Source organism: Ruminococcus sp. AF17-22AC (assembly GCF_003460065.1).
Taxonomy (GTDB): Bacteria; Bacillota; Clostridia; order Lachnospirales; family Lachnospiraceae; genus Blautia_A.
The window spans coordinates 210813-231870 of the sequence record NZ_QRXT01000004.1 but is presented as its reverse complement, the minus strand read 5'-3'; the positions used below and the strand labels follow the sequence as shown (position 1 = coordinate 231870).

Genomic DNA, 21058 nt, shown 5'->3' with positions numbered 1-21058 from the left:
TTCAATAACAATCAAATATCTATTTCTACATAAACCATCCGTTAATCACTTAACCGATGGTTTATGTCTTTTTCAATCCAAAAATTCTATGATAGTTATATCAACTATAAAGGATGTCGCTATTGATGAAAGAAAGTGAAGAACGAAGCAGTAATATTGATGAACAGAAAGCCAGAATCCGGCAAAGATACAAAGGTATTGATCCAGAAGAACTGGAAGTAATTCCGGCACTTCCACCAGAGGATATTTTTAAAACAGAAAAAAAACTACGAGTAGCTGTATATGCAAGGGTATCTACGGATGATCCACGCCAAACATCCTCATATGAATTACAGAAAAATCATTATCAGGATGTAGTAAATAAAAATCCGAATTGGATGCTTGTAGAAATATATGCCGACGAAGGCATTTCCGGCACTTCGCTTCAACATAGAGATGCATTCAAAAAAATGATTAAAGATTGTGAAGGCGGAAAAATTGATTTAATCATAACAAAAAGTGTATCCCGATTTGCAAGAAACGTTGTTGACTGTATCCGATATGTACGAGAGCTTTCTTCACTCCGTCCACCCGTCGGTGTATTTTTTGAAACAGAGCATTTAAATACTCTTGATCCCAAAAGCGAAATGATTCTGTCATTCATGTCAACACTTGCGCAGGAAGAAAGTCATACCAAAAGTGAAATTATGAATTCTTCCATTGAAATGCGTTTTCGTCGGGGAATATTCCTTACACCTCCTCTGCTCGGATATGACCAAGACGAAAATGGAGATCTTGTAATCAATCCACATGAAGCTAAAATTGTGCAGCTTATTTTTTATATGTATCTTAATGGAAGCAGTACTCAACAAATTGCTGATTCTTTGACAGAACTCGGTTGTAAAACAAAAAAGAATAATGATGTCTGGTCATCCAGTACCATACTACAAATCCTTCAAAATGAACGCCATTGTGGGGATGTTCTGGCGAGAAAAACATGGACTCCGAATTATCTTGACCATAAATCAAGGAAAAACAATCAAGACCGTAATCAATACAGAAAAGTCGGACATCATGAAGCTATTATCTCCCGAGATGATTTCATAGCTGTTCAAAAATTAATTACAAATGCGAAATATGGAAATAAAGAGATTTTACCAGAATTACATGTGATACAAGAAGGCTCTCTAAGTGGATTTATAAGCATTAATCCAAGATGGTCTGGATTTAAATCCAGAGACTACTTTGAAGCATCTCAAAGCGTCCTTAAACCGGCAAATATGAATGCACCTGATACAATTACTGCTTCCGCCGGTTCCTTCGATTTAAGAGACTATGAAGTTGCTAGAGGACAATTTTTCTCCTCGGTTGGTCGGATTTCTGTTTCTTTTTCATATAAACAGATCTCTTTTAACAAAGATGCTATACGGAAATTTCCAAACATAAAATTTGTCGAAATGCTAATACACCCGAGCTCAAAACTACTTGCTATTCGACCATGTTCCTCTGAAACAAAAAATAAAGTGCAGTGGTCACGTCTCAAAGATGGTCAACTTATTCCAAAACCAATTTCCGGTGCTGCATTTTTGCCAACATTATACGAGATATTTAAGTGGGACAAAAAATGCAAATATAGAATATTAGGAGTTGCTCACCAAAAAGACAATGAAAATGTCCTTATTTTCAACATGGACGATACAGAAATACGAATCCCGACAAGTACCAACGACGTATCCGCCCCCAATAACAACACGCCTGATACAATATCTGATTCTAAGAGTGTGTTAGCTTATCCTGCCGACTGGATGAATAGCTTCGGTAATAATTACTATACTCAGTCTCAAGCGCCAGAATTAACAGAATTTACAGTGGACAAAAACTGGCAAACTGCTTCAGAAAGTAAACCTTATAAAGAACCCGAGCTACAAACCACTCCTAAAGAAACCATTATACAAAATATAAAGAATATTATTACAGAAATTAAAGGAGACACCCAATGAGCGAGCAACCTATAAATCAATGGAATATGACTACAGAACCTTCTGATATGATGAAAATCAACACACCTATGCCAATAACAGTCGCACCCAGCCCCTCAAATCAAATGGAAGTCATTGACGATGATTCTTTCAGCTATGACGGTTATCAAGTTGTACGTGGCGAATTCTTCGCTCATATTTACGAACCTTCGTTTACGTTTAATAACTACAAGGTATCTGTAAATACCGCCTGCATAAAAAAGCTACCCGATGTCGAATATGTGCAAATATTAGTCAATCCCATTGAAAAAAAACTGGCTGTCCGTCCCTGTCGAGAAGAAGAAAAAGACTCTTTTCGTTGGTGTTCCTCTGGAAAAAAGCGTTCGCCAAAACAAATCACCTGTCGAATTTTCTTTGCTAAAGTGATATCTCTCATGGATTGGAATCCTAATTATCGGTACAAGATTCTCGGCAAATTAATTCGTTCTGGCAATGAAATACTGTTCATTTTCGATTTAACTTCACCTGAAATATTTCCTCGTACACTAAAAGACAATGGAACTGTAACCACTGCTAGGACACCTTCTTATCCTGAAGAATGGAAGAATCAATTCGGTATTCCAGTGGAAGAACATCAGAAATCAATGCAAGTCAATATATTTGAAGGCTACGCAGTATTTGACATACAAAAAAAGAAGAAGGCAACTGATAAATCCATAGAAAAAGCAAAAGAACCATCAACAGCAGAAAGTGAGGAAAAATCCTATGAACAACAAACACTCTTCCCATCCACTAATATGTATTGACTTTAAAAAGAATCGTATACGAATCCACCGCAATACACTCCGTCAAATTGGTAACCCAGAATATATTCAACTTCTTGTTAATCCTGATCAAAAAATGATAGGTATAAAGGCTAGTTGTGCAGAGGATAAATTGGCACATAAAGTTAAGGATTATTTTGTCATCAATGGTAACAGTTATGAATTGTACAGCCGAGAATTACTATATTCACTTTCCCAGCTTAACCTTTCTTGGGAGAAATTTAACATTTTTCGTTTAGAAGGCAATATTTACCCAGATAAGAAAATAGCTCTATTTTCCATGGATAACATCATCACAAAACTGCCACAAACAGAATTCAAATCAGAAATAATGGGAGATGAGTATGCGCAATTATAGTATATATACATTAAAAACAAAACTAGAATTCACCAATTTGTATCAATATCTCAGTGAAAAAGATTATAAACAACTTGAGCAACAGATATTATGTCATTCCTATCACACCCCCATCTGCACATGGAATGGTATTGTCATTAATGGTATAGAAGCATATGAATTATTTCGTAAACACAGTATTCCTTTCCGAATAAAAAGACTCCATTTTTCCAGTAAAGAAGATGTAATTTCATGGATATGTGCTGACCAACTTAAACGAGAGGATTTAACCAATATCAATAAAAAATACCTGATTGGGAAAAAATATGATGCTGAAAAAATTTTAGTTTCAAGACAACTTTCATCTACGAATATATCTCATATTTCCGGTGCAAGCATCGCAGCAAAAAAAATATCCGAAGAATGTAATGTAGCAATGGCTACCGTTTACAAATATTCTGCTTACAGTAGTGCACTAGATATAATTGATGAAAAAGTTCCGGATCTTGTCAAACGAGTTCGTTCTGGTCAGCTTTGGATTTCCCAAGCTAATATTATTGAACTTTCAGGATTATCAAAAGAGCAGCTTTTAAGTCTAAATAACTACCTTCTTGCCGAAAAGATAGAACATCTCAGTTATCATGATATGAAAAGGGAATTACTGTGGAATAATTACGCCAAACCAATATTAAAGAAAGAATCTTCCGTTTCTATTCCATCTATACGCAATCTGCCACAATTTGATCCAGATGCGGAAATTGCAAGTCTTACGTTGACGATTCCCTCATGGAACAGTTCTATCGAAAGAGTATTAAAAGTTTCAGATTTTAAAATTGCATCTGATACAGCAAAATATAAGCTTAAATATCAGCTTATGTGCCTAATATCAACCACAAATAATATTTTGAAAAAATTGGAGGAAATATAATTATGGATGGAAATACCGAAGATTTACAAAAGTTTGTTCCCCAAGTGCATTTTGAGCAAATACCTATTAAAAATTTATGTTCAAATCAAGATTACCAACGTAATCTTTCTATCAAACACGTTCAGCGTGCTGCAGCTAATTTTGACCTTTATCAGATAAACCCTGTAAAAGTAAGTAGACGTGATGGGATAAATTATGTGTTCAACGGACAACACACTATAGAAATTGTCGCTCTCGTCTCTGGATCAAGAGAAACTCCTGTCTGGTGCATGGTTTATGATGATCTTGTTTACACTCAAGAAGCAGATATTTTTGCAAATCAGATGAAATATGTCAAATCGTTACTACCTTATGAAATATTCATGGCTAATATTGAAGCTGGTAATGATAGAGAACTTATTATTCGTGACCTTGTTGAATCATATGATCTCTCTATTACTTCTTCCTCTCGCCCCGGAGGTATATGTGCTGTATCCACTTTAATTAATATCTATGAAAAATATGGTTTTCACACTCTTGATCGTGTTTTACGCCTTTGCGTTGCCACATGGGAAGGCGCGCCTATGTCCTTTAGCTCCAATATGCTTAATGCTATTGCCCGTCTGGATAATGCTTATGGAGAAACAATGAAAGATGACACATTTAAAGAAAAAGTAGGACGTGTCTCTGTCAGAGAAATCAGTCGTACTGCCAGAGAACGTCGTGCCGGTTCATTAGGGTTTGCAGAAGCTCTTTTACTAGAATACAATAAAAAATCCAAGTATTCACTTCCTTTTGAGAAATTATACACTCATAAAACACCCAAAAAAAGAGAACAATCAACTGAAGATGAATCCGGTCAAAGTTCCACTCCAGAAGGTCAGTTAGATTTATTTTCTACGGATCAGGACAACACTCAGGCTCTGCCAAACGAATAGCGCAGAGCCTTCAGCCTTCGTTCTATCCATACTTTCAAAAGAATACCCTACTCTAAGACTCCCTTTCATGCAAGCACTATTTTATCTTATTCCAAATTCATCATCCGCTCCATCCGCCACCTTATATATGAATATCCATTCCAAATATTTGCTTTTACCGGATACTCTTTCCTGTAAACAAATACAGTGTGATATTTAACAAAATGCATTCTACACCAGTTATGTATATCCTTCATACATATGTTATTTATACCGTTCACCCACTGTTCTAAAAACCATATGTCTTTATCTGACAATAACTCCATTATGAACAGTACATTATAATATTGAATGACACCTACTCTCTTCCTTTCCTCTATTAACCTTTTACACAATAACCTATACTTAATGTTCATATCGTTCCTATGCCTTCCCTCTAATCTATATTTTCCATCCTTATATACGTTATATATATAATTGTTATATAGTACATATAAAAGCCTGAAGCATATCGACAGCTTCACCACCACGTACCTCTCCGACAATGATCCGATCCGGTCTCATACGAAGCGCTGTCTTAATCAGATCACGAATCGTAATGGATGCTGCACCTTCCATGTTTGCCATCTTTGCTTCAAGACGCACCAGATTGGCAATTCCCTGTATCTTGAGTTCTGCATTGTCTTCGATCGTGATCAGCCGCTCATCCGGCGGAATATAATTGGACAACGCACCAAGAAACGTCGTCTTTCCACTTCCCGTTCCGCCTCCGATTACCATCGAATATCGCGCCCGCACAAGTGCTGCAAGAAATTCGGCACATTCCGACGGCAGACTTCCAAGTGCGATCAGCTTTTCCATCGTGATCGGTGTATCGGGGAAACGCCGGATTGTCAGGATCGGTCCATTGAGCGCTACCGGACGGATCACCGCATTAACTCTGGCTCCGTTGTCCAGTCGGGCATCCACAATAGGCATTGATTCGTTGACCACCCGGTTGCACTTACCTACAATCTGCTGAATGACATCTTCAAGCTTTTCTCCAGAAGTAAATGTTTTGTCCCACTTTGTCAATTTTCCGGCACGTTCCACAAAGATGGCATCCGGTCCGTTCACCATGATCTCCGTCACTGTCTCATCCTCGATCAGTTCCTGCAGAACATCAAGTTTTCGGACAGAATGAAAAAGTTCCTGGCGAAGCTGTACCTTTTCTTTCAATGAAAGGCAATACTCCCGCATCCGCCCGAGTATCAGATCATCGATCTCTTCAAGGATTTCCTCATCGCTCAGCTCTCTCGCAAGATCCAGCCGCTCCATCAGAAGCGCACGAAGTTCCTGAAATAGTTCCCTGCTCATCTGCTTTCCTTTCTGAAAATCATCTTCAGAGTTTTTCTTTCTCAAGCAATTCTCTTACAAAATCTCCCAACTCACTCCAGACCAGTTCTTCTATCCAAAACGAATTATCCGTATTTTGGGACAGTATCGGAAGCACTACTGTTTCTATTCCTGCCAGTAACTGCGAGTAGTCACGCAGTCGCAAAAGCTTTTCAAACTGTTCCAGCTTGCACTTTGAGATACGGTCATCGCGCACCGGCATATATACCTTCGTACACAGATCAAGAATCTGAAACACTTCTTCAATCCCGTCACCTACATCCAATACGACAGCCTCATAGGAACTGTGCAAAATGATTTCCTGCAAAAGACGCTCCCAGTCCTGCCACCTCGTTCCCCGGATGTCCTCCGGAGACTGTACCGGCGGGATGAAATCCACGCTTCCCATGCTCTGAATCATACTGTTCATCTTTACGGTGATGCCAGCCTGCTCCTGTCGTACAAAATACAGAAGATCACTGAGTGTATAAGGGTATTCTTTTTCAAACAGCTCTTCAAATCCGGAGTATTCTTCCATATTAAGATAAAGAACGGGCTTCTCTCTGCCCAGGATCTGGGCCAGCGCCAGCGCAAAGGATGTCTGCCCGCAGAATCCGAGCGGTGAATAAATTCCAAAAAGCTCCGTTGTCTTCTTGAGTGCAGGCATCTGTGCCGGAAGCACGGCCTTTTCTGCGCCATAACATGCCATCACCTCACGGACGATATCTGAGGATGCCTGATACTTATAAACATCGGCATATTTGTCCAGCTCTTCCGGCTTGCTGCCCTCGGTCAGAATGACAATCTTGCCGATATCCAGCTCACCGACCTCCCTGCACATCGCTTCCGCTGAGATCAGAAGAAGTTCGACCGGATTTTCTTTTGCATATGCTACAAAACTGCTGACATTGGTAAACGCCTGAATCTCAAAAGGGATATTCTTTTTCTGGTTGAGATAATCCATGAAGTTGCGGGCATATTCTGCCTCGAGATCACAGACTGCAAAAATTTGTTTTTTCAATAGATACCTCCCGTATACAACATCACACTCATAAATATTGGAATCGTAAAATGAATGTTTTCAAAAGCAGTTCCTGTCCGATAATACGGATTTTGTCTACCAGTTTCGATAAATTGTCTTACGTATTGTTCCAGATAATGGAATCTTTGGTGGAAGCCGCCGCAAAAAAACAAGATTGCCAGCGATAGTGCTGCTCCTGCAAGAATTGCATACCACATACACCATAATATGTGATACGGTCCCATCAGACCGCCAAGCACGCAGAAAAGCTTTATGTCACCTGAACCGAGCATTCGAAAATAAAACAGCCACCCCAGAAGCACAGGCGGCACAGTCATTCCAAGAACAAACCGCACTGTGCCATGTCGGTTTCCGGGCCATATACTGTAAATCAGCCCTGCAATAAAGGAGCAGATGATCCAGCTGTTTTTTATCCGCATCTCATACAGATCCATCAACACTGCGATGCCCGCAATCGTCAGAAGCAGCATCTGACGAATGATTACTTTACTCACACCCCTTTCTCAAACAAATAAAAAATTGGGATTACCCGTCAGATCTGACGGAAGGAATACCAGAAGATTTCTGGTGAGTTTTATTATAGAGCGCTGTGTTCTTCTTGTAAAGAAAATTCGTTCGTCAAATTCTCCCAGAATCTGACATCAGCGCAGGTTGCACAATCACGCTCTCTTCTGTATAATAAAAGACAGCATGAAAAGGGGGACACATACTGCCATGGAAAACATCAAAAAAATCGAAGATATGTCGCTGAATGCATGGCCATCACACAAAATGGAGCTTTATGACGGCTGGATTCTGCGCTTTTCTTATTTTTATACACACCGTACCAACAGCGTAGAACAATTCGGAGTTTCCACGCTTCCATGGAGAGAAAAAGTCGCCTACTGTGAAAACGTCTACAAGCGTCTCGGCTCCCCTGCCATCTTTAAGATCAGTCCTGTCGTGTCACCGGATTTTGATTATACACTGGAAAACCGCGGGTACGAAATCCAGCATACGACTGAGGTTATGACAATAGCTCTGTCAGACGCACATATTGATACACCTTATCCGGATGTTACCCTGACAGATGAAATACCTGATATCTGGATCAACAGCCTTTTTGACCTGAAGGGAATGACCAATCCGATCCACCGGGCAGTCGTACCTTCCATGTACCGTGCAATCCCGAAAGAAACCATCTGTGCTTCTATCTGGAAAGAAGGCAAGATCATTGCTACCGGTCTTGGAATCCTTGACCGTGACTACATTGGTATTTATGCGATCCATGTCAAGGAAAAATACCGTGGCAGGGGGTATGCCCGCCAGATCTGTACCGCTCTTCTGAGTGAAGGCATGAAAAAAGGCGCCGAAAAGGCCTACCTTCAGGTAGTGCAGGGAAATACAGCCGCCAAAAATCTGTACACTTCTCTTGGTTTTACAGATTCCTATACTTACTGGTTCCGTGTACAGCCTGATACCACAAAGGAGAACAATATCAAATGAAAAAAATAGTTACTATCGGCATCGGCTGTCTGCTTTCGCTTTCTCTCTCCGGATGCAGTCTCGGAAGTGTGATCGACCGTTTTACCGCTTCAGATGACGCTGCCATTCAGGACATTAATCCTGAAATTACCCGTGTTTATATGGATGAGATCCGTGGAGAACTCCAGAACTTTACCGGCAATCAGATTACTCTCTTAAGTGATAATGAATCTTATACTTTTGACATTTCGCAGGCAACTCTGGAATGCAGTAACGGCATGCTTGCCGGAGATGCTGTCAGCGTCGTATATGAAGGACAGCTTGACAGCACCGACACAGGAGCAGTGCATGCCCTGAAAGTCGTCGATGACTATCATCAGACAGCTACTCTCGAAGATCAGACTTTCCGCGGACAGATACAGGTACTGACAGCCAATTCCATCACCGTCAAATCAGATAAAAATCAGACTGTCACTTTCCCGGTCACCGGCACCGAGCAATATTATCAGGCCGGAATCAAACCAGGCAACTGGGTATACATCCACTATAAAGGCAACATTGTTGCTTCTGCGGACGGAAATACTGCGACTGCCGACGGTTCCCACACAAAGACTTCCAGTGTCTCAGATATAGATCCATTTGATGTTCCGGCACCGACACCAACTCCTGCTCCACAGGAAGGAACAGAAGTCAAAAAAGACAATAAACTACGTGCCGTGATTCAAAGCATTCAGACCAATATTTTACAGGTATCCATCGAAAACACCACCAATGTCCTGAATCTGGACATGTCTGCACTCCCCTGCTATTTCAAAGGCGGTGCTGAGACCGGATCACATGTAAATATCATTTACACAGGAGATTTTAACGGTACTACTCTGGACGGTATCAGTGTTCTCGGAATTACCGGTGAAAACCCGGATAAACTGACTGAGCGTGGAATCGGCTTTACCATTTCCGGAGACATCATTGCTTCTACAGCCAACACGATCACACTCCGTACTTACGATGGCGCAGATATTACCTGCAATACAGAAAAAGCCACCAACTCTTCATCCGGCGGACTGCTGACAGGAAGTTCCGTAAAGATCACATTCAACCCTGCTGATTCAAAGGAAACCAATATTTATACCGCAATAAAAATAGAAGATCTGTGATCGCAGATCTTCTATTTACGTCCAGACACTCTTTCTGCCTGTCCTTTTCTCTATTTTATTTTCTTTTAAACCTATCCCGGATTTCTTTTTCTCCGGTCTTCAGCCACTCTTTCACTTCGCCGGAATCGCCAAGAATCTGCCGGAACGCCTCCCATTCCTGTAAAATGCCCTTTCCATGAGGCACCATATAGGCTCCGGCATCGCTTCCCGGTGCTACTTTTACTTTTTTCTGATAAGCAAGCCGCACAAGTACTTCTGCCTGATGAATGATCGGGTTTAAAACACTGTCTTCATAACGCCCGCAGCCTGCCAGATTTCTTACCGTGACAAGTGTTGGTACCCATACGGTATTACTGTCTGCCAGCATAGCTATCGTTTCGGCATCCATGTAATTGCCATGTTCCAGACTGTCCACACCTGCCTCGATTGCAGCTCTTGTACCATAAATCCCGTTCGTATGGCTCATAACGGCAAAGCCCTCTTCATGGGCAATGTGTACCATCTCTCTGACTTCCGCTTCATCTACAGGAGTTCCCGTCACTTTTCCGTCATCATTAAAATCCAGAAGTCCGGTAGTCATTATCTTGATAAAATCTGCTCCTTCTGACGCTGCTTCCAGAACTCTCTGATGGTATTCTTTCAGTGTATCAAACCCGCGTCCTACAATTTTCCCATAGTGTCCGTTTTTATGTATAGCAAATACCGGGGAACGATACTCAATTCCGTACTCTGATGCAAGTCTGCCTGCAAGCAAAGATGCTCCATACGGATCACCGCCCTCGCGTACATATGTCACACCTGCTTTTCTGTACGCCTCCAGCGCACTGCGCACAGATGCTTCATTCGCCTGTACTTTATGCGTCTGAACCGCTTTCCGGTAATCAGTGCCGTTCATAAATATATGTGCATGACATTCTCCAAACATCTTCTGTCACCTACCGATCACTGACGGAAAAACTGACGGATTTCTTCTTCGGATGCCTTTACAGAGCCCTGCACAAAGAACGGCTTTCCACCGCCTCTGCCATTCAGTGCCGCGTTCATTTCTTTTGTGAACTGTCTGAGATCTCCATTCAATTCACCCATCGCATATTTGTAGCTGCCATCTCCGTTTGAGGAAAACACAGCACAACATCCGGAACATTTCTGCATCACAGCATCTGCCATCTTACGCACCTGATCTGCCTCCAGTCCATCATGGAAAAGAAGAACACTTCCCTCTCCTTCCCACCGGTCTGCTTCAGCTTTACAGAGTTCATCCACCACATGTGCAACCTGTCCTTTCAGGCGGAAGTTTTCATCCTGAAGCCGTCCTACAGCCACAGCAGTCTCGCCGATCTTTGCAGAAAGTTTCACGGAAACCTGTCGGTTCTGGTCATTAACCATATTCAGATAATCCATGACTCTCTTACCGCAGATCATTGTCAGACGGATACCCTCATGGAAATTTTCGACTGTAAGGATCTTGACTGCTCCGATTTCTCCTGTATGCGTGACATGCGTTCCACAGCAGGCACAGAGATCCGCCCCCGGGAAACGTACCAGACGCACCTGTCCGGTCAGTTCTTTCTTACTTCTGTAGGAAAGTTTCTCCAGTTCTTCTTTTGACGGGTAAGTAATCTCCACCTCGCTGTTTTCCCAGATTTTTTGGTTGGTCTCTGCTTCAATCTCCGCAAGCTGTGCCTCTGTCAGCACACCGCTTAAATCTACTGTGATCACGTCACTGCTCATATGGAATCCCACATTATCATATCCATACGCCTCATGCACCAGGCCACTGACAATATGCTCTCCGGAATGCTGCTGCATCAGATCAAATCTTCGATCCCAGTCAATTTTTCCGATCACTTCACTGCCTGCTTCAACTGCTTCTTTTGTATAATGTACGATCTCCCCATCTTTTTCCTGCACATCCAAAACTGCTATCCCGTTTAATGTACCGAGATCACATGGCTGGCCGCCACCCTCTGGATAAAAAGCGGTCTGATCAAGAATGACCGCAAATCCTTTTTCACATTCGCCGCATTTCAGGACTTTTGCGGTAAATTCCTTTTTGTATACATCTTCGTAGTAAAGTTTTCTTGTCTCACTCATGTTGCCTGATCCTTCTTTCTGATAAATTATCTGCACTGTATAAAACTTCTTTTTTGTTTTCAGTATAGCACAGCTTTTGTTTCCTGAACAGAAAAAGACAGGCGGGCATCATGTACCGTCTGTCTCTTTCAAAAGTTTTTATGTCAATGTTTCTTGTAAATATTATTGCCTGGAATTTTAATTTTTCAGGTTTTTGGTCACACGAAGCCTTGTCATTGCTCTTGCAAGAGCTGCCTGACTTCTGTGATATTCTACAATACTCTGCTTCTGACGAAGCTGTTCTTCGGCACGGTCACGTGCTTCTTCCGCTCTTCGTATGTCAATTTCCTCCGGACGTTCTACCGTCAGACAGAACAACTTCGCACGATTATTGATCATCTCAACAAATCCGGAGCTGACTGCTACCTCTGTCCAGTTTCCCTCGGAATCCTCAAATTTGAGTTCTCCCGGAACGATCGCACAGATCATATTGGCATGATGGGCAAGAAATTCTTTCTGTCCGTCTTCTGCCGGAATGATCAGTGAGCTGGCTCTTCCCGCAAAGAACTGTCTGTTCGCAGCGTATATTTCAAGACCGAATGTATTCTGCATAAGCCTCACTCCTTACTGTTCCAGAGTTTTTGCTTTTTCAATTACTTCGTCTATAGTTCCTACATTAAAGAATGCATTTTCTGGATACTCATCCATCTCACCATCGATGATCATCTTGAATCCACGGATCGTTTCTTTCAGCGGAACATATTTTCCAGGAATACCTGTGAAGTTCTCAGCTACATGGAATGGCTGAGACAGGAATTTCTGAATCTTTCTTGCACGGAATACAGTGTTTTTATCTTCGTCAGAAAGTTCTTCCATACCAAGGATTGCAATGATATCCTGCAGTTCTTTGTATTTCTGAAGAATCTCCTGTACACGACGTGCAACTTCATAATGCTCTTCACCGACAATATCAGCTTCCAGAATACGGGAAGTAGATTCCAGTGGATCAACAGCCGGATAAATACCCTGCTCTACGATTTTACGGGAAAGTACAGTTGTCGCATCCAGATGTGCGAATGTCGTTGCCGGAGCCGGGTCAGTCAGGTCGTCGGCAGGTACATAAACTGCCTGAACAGATGTAACAGATCCGGATGTTGTGGAAGCGATACGTTCCTGAAGTTCACCCATCTCAGTTGCAAGTGTCGGCTGGTAACCTACTGCAGACGGCATACGTCCCAGAAGTGCGGAAACCTCGGAACCAGCCTGTACAAAACGGAAAATATTATCAATAAAAAGAAGTACATCTCTGTGTTCCTGATCACGGAAATACTCTGCCATGGTAAGGCCTGTCTCAGCAACACGCATACGGGATCCCGGCGGCTCATTCATCTGTCCGAACACTAAGGCTGTCTTTTCAAGTACACCAGATTCTTTCATTTCACTCCAGAGGTCATTTCCCTCACGGGAACGCTCTCCTACACCGGTAAAAATAGAATATCCGCCGTGCTCTGTGGCGATATTCTGGATCAGCTCCTGAATCAGGACTGTCTTACCAACACCGGCACCACCGAACAGACCGATCTTACCACCTTTTGCATAAGGGGCAAGCAGGTCGATGACTTTAATTCCTGTTTCCAGAATCTCAACTGCCGGTTTCTGTTCTTCAAAACTCGGCGGATCACGATGGATCACCCAGTGTTCTGCATCGTCCAGCTGTTCTCCTCCGTCAACGGTATCGCCAAGTACATTAAACAAACGTCCCAGAGTACAGTCACCTACCGGAACCTTGATTCCGCTTCCGGTTGCAATGACTTCTCTGTCTCTCTGAAGTCCCTCACTGGCACTCAACATGATACAACGTACCACATCGTTTCCCAGATGCTGGGATACTTCCATCACACATCTCTTACCGTTGTTCTCTACTTCAAGAGCATCTTTGATATCCGGCAGATCTCCATTTTCAAAAACAACATCTACAACAGGTCCCATGACCTGTACGATCTTACCTTTACTCATTATCGTCCCTTCCTTTTCTGGGCTTTCGCACCACTGCAAACCTCTGTGATTTCCTGCGTGATTGCTGCCTGACGTGCACGGTTGTACTGGATCGACAGATCCTGTAACATTTTCTTTGCACTGTCTGTAGATGACTGCATGGCGGTCATTCTGGCATTATTCTCACTGGCATATGCCTCAACCAGGCATCCATAGATCACACCGGTCAGATAATTCGGAATCATGATATCCAGCACACCCTCTGCAGACGGAAACATCTCGATTTCCTCCTGATGGATCTCTGCGGGAATCTGAAGCGGCGAAAAGCTGGTCTTTTTTAAAGGAAGAAGCTGCATATTTACTGCTTCCATCACAACTGCATTCTGCATCTGTGTGTAAATAATATGCACCTCATCCACTTCTCTGTCCAGAAAGCTTCTTATAACTTCCTCACTGATCATTCTTGCCCTGTGCATGGTCGGCTTCTGTACGGTATAGCGGAAGCTTCCATCCATATCCACATTTTTCTTGCTGAAATACTGTCTGCCTACAACACCAAGCACATAAAGCTTGTGATGACCGGGAGTGTTTGCCATAAACTCTTCTGTCATTTTGGTGATGTTGTGATTATAAGCACCAGCCATTCCTTTATCACCGGTAACCACAATCGTTGCAATCTTTCGTTCCTCCGTAGGAACCAGATGACGGCTACTGAAAAACGGATGCTGCGTATCCGGAATATGTCGGAGAATACGTGCGATCGCACTCTGCATATTGTAGAAATAAGGCTCCGTATCAGACAATATCTTTTTGGCTTTTTTCATTTTGGAAGAGGAAATCATATACATGGCATTGGTAATTTTCATTGTGTCCTGAACACTGTTGATCCTGCTTTTTATTTCTCTTGCATTTGCCATAAGTTCCTCCTGTCGTTCACTGTATATATCGGAAACAGTGGCGGCATTCTATACACATAAATTAGTTGGTAGCTGCACGGTCTTTAAACTCATCGGCAACCTGAAGGATCTTCTCTCCAAGTTCATCGCTGAGTAGTCCGGTTTCATCAATTTCTTTACCGATTTCCGGATAAACATTATCAAAATATGCAAGCAGATCTTTCTGATACTGTTTTACATCCTTTTTATCCACATGAACCAGTTTTTTGTGAGTAGCTGTCCACAATGTGATAACCTGCTCGTGAAGTTTCAGTGGATTACACAGTGGCTGTTTCAGAAGTTCCATCAGACAGCCGCCATATGCAAGCTGTGCTTTAGTCGCATCATCCAGATCTGAACTGAACTGGGTAAATACTTCCATCTCACGATACTGAGCCAGATCGATACGAACGCTTCCTGAAGCTTTCTTCATGGCTTTTGTCTGCGCTGCACCACCAACTCGCGATACAGAAAGACCAACATTAACGGCCGGTCTCATTCCTGAGAAGAACAGGTCACTCTCAAGGAAAATCTGACCATCTGTAATAGAAATTACGTTGGTCGGAATATATGCAGAAACATCACCTGCCTGTGTCTCGATAATCGGAAGTGCGGTAATAGAACCTCCTCCAAGTTTATCGCTCAGGCGGCTGGATCTCTCCAGAAGTCTGGAATGCAGGTAAAATACGTCTCCAGGATATGCCTCACGTCCCGGGGAACGTTCAAGTAACAGTGACAAAGCTCTGTATGCAACTGCATGTTTGGAAAGATCATCATAAACAATCAGTACGTCTTTGCCCTGATACATAAAGAACTCAGCAAGTGCAGTTCCTGCATAAGGAGCAATGTACTGAAGCGGTGCACAGTCACTGGCTGTTGAAGAAAATACAGTTGTATATTCCATCGCGCCGTATTTTTCAAGGTTGGATACAACCTTCGCTACGGTGGATGCTTTCTGTCCGATTGCTACATAAATACAGATTACATCCTTACCTTTCTGGTTCAGGATGGTATCAATTGCGAGTGATGTTTTACCGGTCTGTCTGTCACCGATGATCAGTTCTCGCTGTCCACGACCGATCGGGAACATGGAATCCAATGAAAGGATACCTGTCTCCAGCGGTACTGTGACGGATTTACGATCAATGATTCCAGGTGCCGGATTTTCTACCGGACGATATCCTTCTTCTTTGATTTCACCTTTTCCGTCGATTGGAGCACCAAGGGCATTGACAATTCTGCCTACATAACCGTTGCCGACAGGAATACCTGCCTGTTTGCCGGTACGGGTTACCTTTGTACCTTCTTTGATTCCTGTATCTTTACCAAACAGAATGCATCCCATGCTGTTGGTACGGATATCCTGAACCATTCCCTTGAGTCCGTTTTCAAATACTACAACCTCACCATACATGGCATGGTCAATTCCGTATACGGTAGCAATTCCGTCACCTACGGAGATAACCGTTCCCACTTCCTGATTCTGGCTGATCTCATCATAATTTTCTATTTCTTCCTTCAGAATAGAAATAATCTCTTCTGGGTTAATTGCACTCAACGATTTCACCTCCGGGTCAGTTTCTGCTGCAGCATACGATAACGTCCTCGCATGCTCCAGTCAAATTCACGTCCGTCTGCCTGAAGGATAAATCCTCCGATCAGACTTTTGTCTTCTATCATTTCTATTTCGGCGCTCTCTGCCTGAAATTCCCGGCACAAAAATGCTTTGATGCCTTCGAGCTGCTGAGCTTTCGGCGGCGTCACATATCGAATCACTGCATGAAGGATACGTTTCTGTCTCCGGCATATTTCCTCATAATCTTCAAAAATTTCTTCAAGAAGACTTATATTTCTGTGTTTGCAGGCAACCTTTATGAAATTTTTCATTTCATCAGGAATTACCCGGTCAATCACTCTGCTCTTTGCCTCAAAAGGCACCAGTGGATTCGCGAGACTTGCTTTAAGTCCCGGAACCTCACGGAATATTTCTTTTGTTGTCTGTACAGCTTCTGCGGGAACAGAAAGCTCGTACAATGTCTTTGCATAATTAACGGCGGTCACTGTCATCCGGATCACCTGCTTCTTCTATAAATTGATCATATAAGGATAAATCCTGATCTGCTCCACTGTTCTTACCAATGATCTTGGCTGCTGCCTCCATGGCAAGGGATGCTACATCGCCTTTCATCTGACGCATTGCATTCTCACGCTCCATGCGGATATCTTCCTGTGCCTTTGCAAGCATCGCATCCACTCTGGCTTCTGTCTCTTTGACAGTGTTTTCTGCCTGTGCCTTCGCTTCTTTCTTTGCCTGCTCCATGATCTGGTAGGATTCTTCTTTTGCGGATCTCAAAGCTCCCTCATACTGTTCCTGAAGTTCCTTTGCATTATCCTGTCGTTCCTTAGCTTCTGCAAACTGCTGGTCGATCATAGCTTTTCTCTGGTCCATCACATTTATGATCGGTCCGAATAAAAACTTCTTCATCAAAAGATACAGAACCAACAGGTTGATGATCGTAAAGACAAGGTTGATGTCAATCTTTATCACCGTTGTCCACCTGCCTCTCTCCTGATTAATTCCATATCGTTATTAGCCGAGCATGATGATGATCAGAAGACCGATTACGAAACCGTAAATAGCTGTTGCCTCGGCAAGTGCACATCCTAACAGAAGGTTCTTACTGATTTTGCTTTCTGCTTCTGGCTGTCTTGCGATAGCTTCTACTGCCTTAGAGGTTGCGATACCGATACCAATACCTGCTCCGATACCTGTAAGTACTGCGATAGCTGCTCCGATTGCTACTAATGTTGACATAATTTTTTCCTCCTGAATTGACAAAATTTAAATTTCAAATAAATATTGAATCCTGCTTAAACATCTGTTTACTCGATTGCTTCCTTGATAAACAGTGATGTTAAGAACACAAATACGTACGCCTGAATGAATCCGTCAAAGAAATCAAAATACAGGCTGAATGGTAATGGAAGAATTGCCGGACATATAAACTCCAACAGTTTCATAACTACAAAACTTCCAAGAACGTTACCAAATAATCGCATACATAATGATGTCGGCCTGATTGCCAGTTCCAGTATATTGATTGGAAGCATGATTGGAACCGGTTCTGCAAAACTATGCAAAAAACCTTTAAGTCCCCGTTTGTGAAAACCTGAGTACTCAATCAGAATTATGCTCATAAGCGAAAGTGCTATGGTCACATTCATATCCTTGGTAGGTGGTGTAAAACCAAACACACCCGCAATATTGGCTATTCCGATATAAATTACGGTAGACATCAGATAAGGGATATATCTCTTCCCCTCTTCTCCCAGAATTCCCATAAAGAAATCCTGAAGAAAACTTACTCCTGATTCCAGAAGAAGCTGTTTCCTGCCCGGATTCTCAACCTTGAGATTACGAACCAGTACCAGAGAAAGTATAAGTAAAACCGCCATGATCACCCATGTAACAACTACACTCTCTGCGATCGGCACTCCGCCAAACACCGGTATCGTAAAGGCAGTCTTGCTTTCCAGCTCTTCTGCCAGTGTGGCTGATAAATTTCCCGTCTTTCTCCCTCCTTTTCTCTCGACCGCTCAAACATATTTAAAATTGGTATGACCGGTCTGCCATTTGATGCCACTATTTTACGCTTTTTGTCAAAAAAAAGTCAATATTCATTCTCCCTATTTTGTCCAAAAAGGAATGTCGAAATTTATACATTTTTCACAATTATATTTAATATAATTTCATATTATAATTGATACTTCTCCGTAGGATAAAATGGATACGGTGCCGTCTTCTTCCTGTACTTTCAGACGTCCATCCGGGCAGATTTCCAGTGCCTTTGCCCGACGGATACTGTTTCCGTCTGAAATACATATTTCCCTTCCCGGCACCATATTATGCTGTATATATTCGTCCGGAAGCTTTAATTCCTTCGTTTCTTCCAGAAGAGTATTTACAATCTCCGCTGCCAGACGGCTGCGGTCAAGACCTGCTGCTGCCTCACGACTTTCATAAATGCCTCCGGCAATTCCCTGCAGTGCATCAGGATATCCATCAGACGCTTCAAATAGATTCAGTCCGATTCCAACCACTGCAAATTCAATATTACCGCTCTCAAAGTCGGTAACTGCCTCTGTAAGGATGCCGCATACCTTCCTGCCGTTATGATAAAGGTCATTCACCCATTTGATATCCAGAGAAATTCCTGTCACCTTCTTTACTGCCTTATAGACCGCCACAGCTGCCTCAGCAGTGAGAAGCAGACTTTCCTGAATACTTCCCTTCGGTTCAAGGATCACACTGAGATAGATGCCCGCATCCTGTGGCGAATAGAAACTCCTGCCTCTCCTGCCGCGTCCGGCACTCTGGCTTCCCGCCAGAACGAAGCTTCCATGCCCTGCTTCTCCATTCACCGCAGCTGCTTTTGCTGCACGATTCGTAGAATCAACTTCCTGATATACCCCGATATAAACCTCCGGAGATAATAAAAAAGGCCGTATTGCCTCAACGGAAAGCCGATCATTCGCTTTCGCCAGCATATAGCCTTTATTCTGTCCTGCTTCTATCTTGTATCCTTCTTCCCGCAGGGACTTCACAGCCTTCCAGATTGCTGCTCTGGTACAGTGAAGTTCCTCGGCAAGCTTCTCTCCTGAAAGTGTCTCACCCTTCTGTTTCTCCAGAATCTCCAATAGTCTTGATTTAACTGTCATATATTATTCTCTCCATAATTTCTAAGAGTCTTTTTCAAAAAGGATATGTAATCCCTGCGGATATTCTCCGGTGATACGATCACCGCTCCTGTCCCCAGACCGGCAAGCCATCCGTAAAACTGCGGGCTGATGCTGATGCGCGCCTGCATGGTAAAATGCTCCTGATCTTTCGGAATTAACATGACTTCCTGTCCGAACCGATCCAATACCACTCCTACAAAATGATTCTCAAACTCCATCTTGACGATCTGCTCTTTCCCGCCAAACATGCCGAATGTACCGGAAATATATTTCTGAAAATCAAAGTTTCGGAAAATATCCTCTCCATTTCGTTTCTGTGATTCGATACTTACATGCATGATCTTATCAACACGATAATGCTTCACGATACCATTTCGTTCGTCGAGTCCGATCAGATAATAATTTTCGTTGTTCCAGATCATCTTCCACGGGCTTACCCGGTAACGTGCTCCATCCCGCTTTGGCTTCAGTTCTCTGGAAAAATCCCACTCATAATAGTTGAAACAGATCTGCCGGTTATCCGCCATAGCATCACATATCCTCTGAATGCTGTCGTATATCTCGTGGTTGACTGCCTTATTCCCTGAAAGCACTGAAGCCTGGCTCTGCAATCTCTTTGCTTCACTTATACTTGTCAGGTGTTCCAGCTTGCGTACCAGCTCCCGGGACTGCCGCTCTGTAATAAAACGTGACGACTGTACCGCATCCATAAGAATCTTAAGCTCCGGAAACGAAAACTCCCTGTCTGCCAGATAATAACCGGACGGTTTTTCCCTGCGGTTCTCAATTTTCATGCCAAATATACGCAGTGTCTCTATATCATCATAGACAGTCTTACGCTCCACACTGATTCCATATCCGTCAAGATACTGAATAAGATCCGGAACAGACATCGGATGTCCGCAGTCTGTCTTCTCCATAAATACCTGCATCAGATATAAAATTTTCAGTTTCTGATTAAATGATTTCGGCATGAATTACTCCTTATTTGTCAGTCAAAGCAGCTACCACTCCCGAGTATAATACCATAAAACCAAGAGCCAGAGCAATCCTGTCCGCAGAATGAAAATCGACTTTCAAAAGCATCGCTCCCATGATCATAATCTCGATCGTAACAAAGGCTCCGAGAATCATCGCCATCACACTGGATAATTTCCGGCGGTTTCTTCTTCCGTGGTTTCTCTCATGTCCATAAGATCTTCTTCCTGCATCAGCTGTATTGACCATCTTTACTTCCTCCTGTATCGAACATATTTTCCGAACACTCGTTTCTTATATAAGAAGTATCTCACATATTATGTCCAATAAAACGGGATAAAGTAAATAAAAACAAAT

The 21058-nt window shown here is 42.6% G+C and carries 23 protein-coding genes; 7 read left to right on the top strand and 16 right to left on the bottom strand.

The features are described 5' to 3' along the window. Positions 1 to 125: 125 nt before the first annotated feature. The 5 genes from DWW86_RS08345 to DWW86_RS08325 are packed head-to-tail and all read left to right on the top strand — an operon-like array spanning position 126 to position 4964. Entirely contained in the window at positions 126 to 1979 is a 1854-nt protein-coding gene (locus DWW86_RS08345; RefSeq protein WP_117942813.1) for a recombinase family protein, read from the top strand. Beyond that, on the top strand, positions 1976 to 2764 hold the full coding sequence (locus DWW86_RS08340; RefSeq protein WP_117942812.1) for an integrase: 789 nt from the start codon (positions 1976 to 1978) through the stop codon (positions 2762 to 2764). Before DWW86_RS08345 ends, DWW86_RS08340 begins: the two co-directional genes overlap by 4 nt. Beyond that, on the top strand, positions 2724 to 3140 hold the full coding sequence (locus DWW86_RS08335; RefSeq protein ID WP_044999283.1) for a hypothetical protein: 417 nt from the start codon (positions 2724 to 2726) through the stop codon (positions 3138 to 3140). The genes DWW86_RS08340 and DWW86_RS08335 overlap by 41 nt, the downstream gene beginning before the upstream one ends. Beyond that, complete coding sequence (locus tag DWW86_RS08330) at positions 3127 to 4047, top strand: hypothetical protein (RefSeq protein ID WP_117942811.1); 921 nt, start codon at positions 3127 to 3129, stop codon at positions 4045 to 4047. Before DWW86_RS08335 ends, DWW86_RS08330 begins: the two co-directional genes overlap by 14 nt. Before the next feature lie 2 nt (positions 4048 to 4049). Then, a complete protein-coding gene (locus tag DWW86_RS08325; RefSeq protein WP_117592861.1) occupies positions 4050 to 4964 on the top strand; it encodes a DUF6551 family protein in 915 nt (304 codons plus the stop codon). Positions 4965 to 5423: 459 nt separating this feature from the next. Here the strand turns inward: DWW86_RS08325 and DWW86_RS08315 are convergent, their stop codons facing one another. Genes DWW86_RS08315 through DWW86_RS08305 form a run of 3 tightly spaced genes read right to left on the bottom strand, consistent with a single transcriptional unit; the run spans position 5424 to position 7853 of the window. After that, positions 5424 to 6344 carry a TadA family conjugal transfer-associated ATPase gene (locus DWW86_RS08315; protein ID WP_353652684.1) on the bottom strand — a complete coding sequence of 307 codons (921 nt, stop codon included), beginning with the start codon at positions 6342 to 6344 and terminating at the stop codon, positions 5424 to 5426. Continuing rightward, the gene (locus DWW86_RS08310; RefSeq protein WP_227195334.1) at positions 6325 to 7338 is read right to left on the bottom strand and encodes a P-loop NTPase family protein; all 1014 of its coding nucleotides are present in this window, start codon (positions 7336 to 7338) and stop codon (positions 6325 to 6327) included. Before DWW86_RS08310 ends, DWW86_RS08315 begins: the two co-directional genes overlap by 20 nt. Further along, complete coding sequence (locus tag DWW86_RS08305) at positions 7335 to 7853, bottom strand: A24 family peptidase (protein ID WP_117942809.1); 519 nt, start codon at positions 7851 to 7853, stop codon at positions 7335 to 7337. Before DWW86_RS08305 ends, DWW86_RS08310 begins: the two co-directional genes overlap by 4 nt. Before the next feature lie 220 nt (positions 7854 to 8073). Between DWW86_RS08305 and DWW86_RS08300 the strand changes: the two genes are divergently transcribed. Together DWW86_RS08300 and DWW86_RS08295 are read left to right on the top strand one after the other, a co-directional pair. Beyond that, the gene (locus DWW86_RS08300; RefSeq protein ID WP_117942808.1) at positions 8074 to 8844 is read left to right on the top strand and encodes a GNAT family N-acetyltransferase; all 771 of its coding nucleotides are present in this window, start codon (positions 8074 to 8076) and stop codon (positions 8842 to 8844) included. Continuing rightward, positions 8841 to 9980, top strand: a complete 1140-nt coding sequence (locus DWW86_RS08295; RefSeq protein WP_072522783.1) for a hypothetical protein — start codon at positions 8841 to 8843, stop codon at positions 9978 to 9980. The genes DWW86_RS08300 and DWW86_RS08295 overlap by 4 nt, the downstream gene beginning before the upstream one ends. A 55-nt stretch (positions 9981 to 10035) precedes the next feature. On the opposite strand, the gene DWW86_RS08290 is transcribed toward DWW86_RS08295, so the two are convergent. The 13 genes from DWW86_RS08290 to DWW86_RS08230 form a co-directional block, all read right to left on the bottom strand. Beyond that, positions 10036 to 10905 carry an amidohydrolase family protein gene (locus DWW86_RS08290; RefSeq protein WP_117942807.1) on the bottom strand — a complete coding sequence of 290 codons (870 nt, stop codon included), beginning with the start codon at positions 10903 to 10905 and terminating at the stop codon, positions 10036 to 10038. Between the two features lie 17 nt (positions 10906 to 10922). Beyond that, positions 10923 to 12074 carry an alanyl-tRNA editing protein gene (locus tag DWW86_RS08285; RefSeq protein WP_117942855.1) on the bottom strand — a complete coding sequence of 384 codons (1152 nt, stop codon included), beginning with the start codon at positions 12072 to 12074 and terminating at the stop codon, positions 10923 to 10925. Positions 12075 to 12251: 177 nt separating this feature from the next. Next, a complete protein-coding gene (atpC, locus tag DWW86_RS08280; protein ID WP_072522780.1) occupies positions 12252 to 12665 on the bottom strand; it encodes an ATP synthase F1 subunit epsilon in 414 nt (137 codons plus the stop codon). A 12-nt stretch (positions 12666 to 12677) separates the two neighbouring features. Continuing rightward, entirely contained in the window at positions 12678 to 14069 is a 1392-nt protein-coding gene (atpD, locus tag DWW86_RS08275) for a F0F1 ATP synthase subunit beta (RefSeq protein ID WP_072522779.1), read from the bottom strand. Next, positions 14069 to 14965 carry an ATP synthase F1 subunit gamma gene (gene atpG, locus DWW86_RS08270; RefSeq protein ID WP_072522778.1) on the bottom strand — a complete coding sequence of 299 codons (897 nt, stop codon included), beginning with the start codon at positions 14963 to 14965 and terminating at the stop codon, positions 14069 to 14071. The genes atpD and atpG overlap by 1 nt, the downstream gene beginning before the upstream one ends. Before the next feature lie 61 nt (positions 14966 to 15026). Then, entirely contained in the window at positions 15027 to 16541 is a 1515-nt protein-coding gene (atpA, locus tag DWW86_RS08265) for a F0F1 ATP synthase subunit alpha (RefSeq protein WP_072522777.1), read from the bottom strand. A gap of 5 nt (positions 16542 to 16546) precedes the next feature. Continuing rightward, on the bottom strand, positions 16547 to 17050 hold the full coding sequence (atpH, locus tag DWW86_RS08260; protein WP_117942805.1) for an ATP synthase F1 subunit delta: 504 nt from the start codon (positions 17048 to 17050) through the stop codon (positions 16547 to 16549). Then, positions 17031 to 17531 (bottom strand): F0F1 ATP synthase subunit B, encoded by a 501-nt coding sequence (atpF, locus tag DWW86_RS08255; protein WP_072522775.1) that lies wholly within the window; start codon positions 17529 to 17531, stop codon positions 17031 to 17033. The genes atpH and atpF overlap by 20 nt, the downstream gene beginning before the upstream one ends. 42 nt (positions 17532 to 17573) lie before the next feature. Then, complete coding sequence (gene atpE, locus DWW86_RS08250) at positions 17574 to 17798, bottom strand: ATP synthase F0 subunit C (RefSeq protein WP_015540752.1); 225 nt, start codon at positions 17796 to 17798, stop codon at positions 17574 to 17576. A gap of 68 nt (positions 17799 to 17866) precedes the next feature. Continuing rightward, the gene (locus DWW86_RS08245; protein ID WP_072522774.1) at positions 17867 to 18532 is read right to left on the bottom strand and encodes a F0F1 ATP synthase subunit A; all 666 of its coding nucleotides are present in this window, start codon (positions 18530 to 18532) and stop codon (positions 17867 to 17869) included. 201 nt (positions 18533 to 18733) lie between these two features. Beyond that, complete coding sequence (locus DWW86_RS08240) at positions 18734 to 19702, bottom strand: biotin--[acetyl-CoA-carboxylase] ligase (protein ID WP_117942804.1); 969 nt, start codon at positions 19700 to 19702, stop codon at positions 18734 to 18736. After that, positions 19699 to 20697, bottom strand: coding sequence for a helix-turn-helix transcriptional regulator (locus tag DWW86_RS08235; RefSeq protein WP_072522772.1), 999 nt, complete (start codon positions 20695 to 20697; stop codon positions 19699 to 19701). The genes DWW86_RS08240 and DWW86_RS08235 overlap by 4 nt, the downstream gene beginning before the upstream one ends. Before the next feature lie 10 nt (positions 20698 to 20707). Further along, on the bottom strand, positions 20708 to 20950 hold the full coding sequence (locus tag DWW86_RS08230) for a hypothetical protein (RefSeq protein WP_117942803.1): 243 nt from the start codon (positions 20948 to 20950) through the stop codon (positions 20708 to 20710). Between the last annotated feature and the right edge of the window lie 108 nt (positions 20951 to 21058).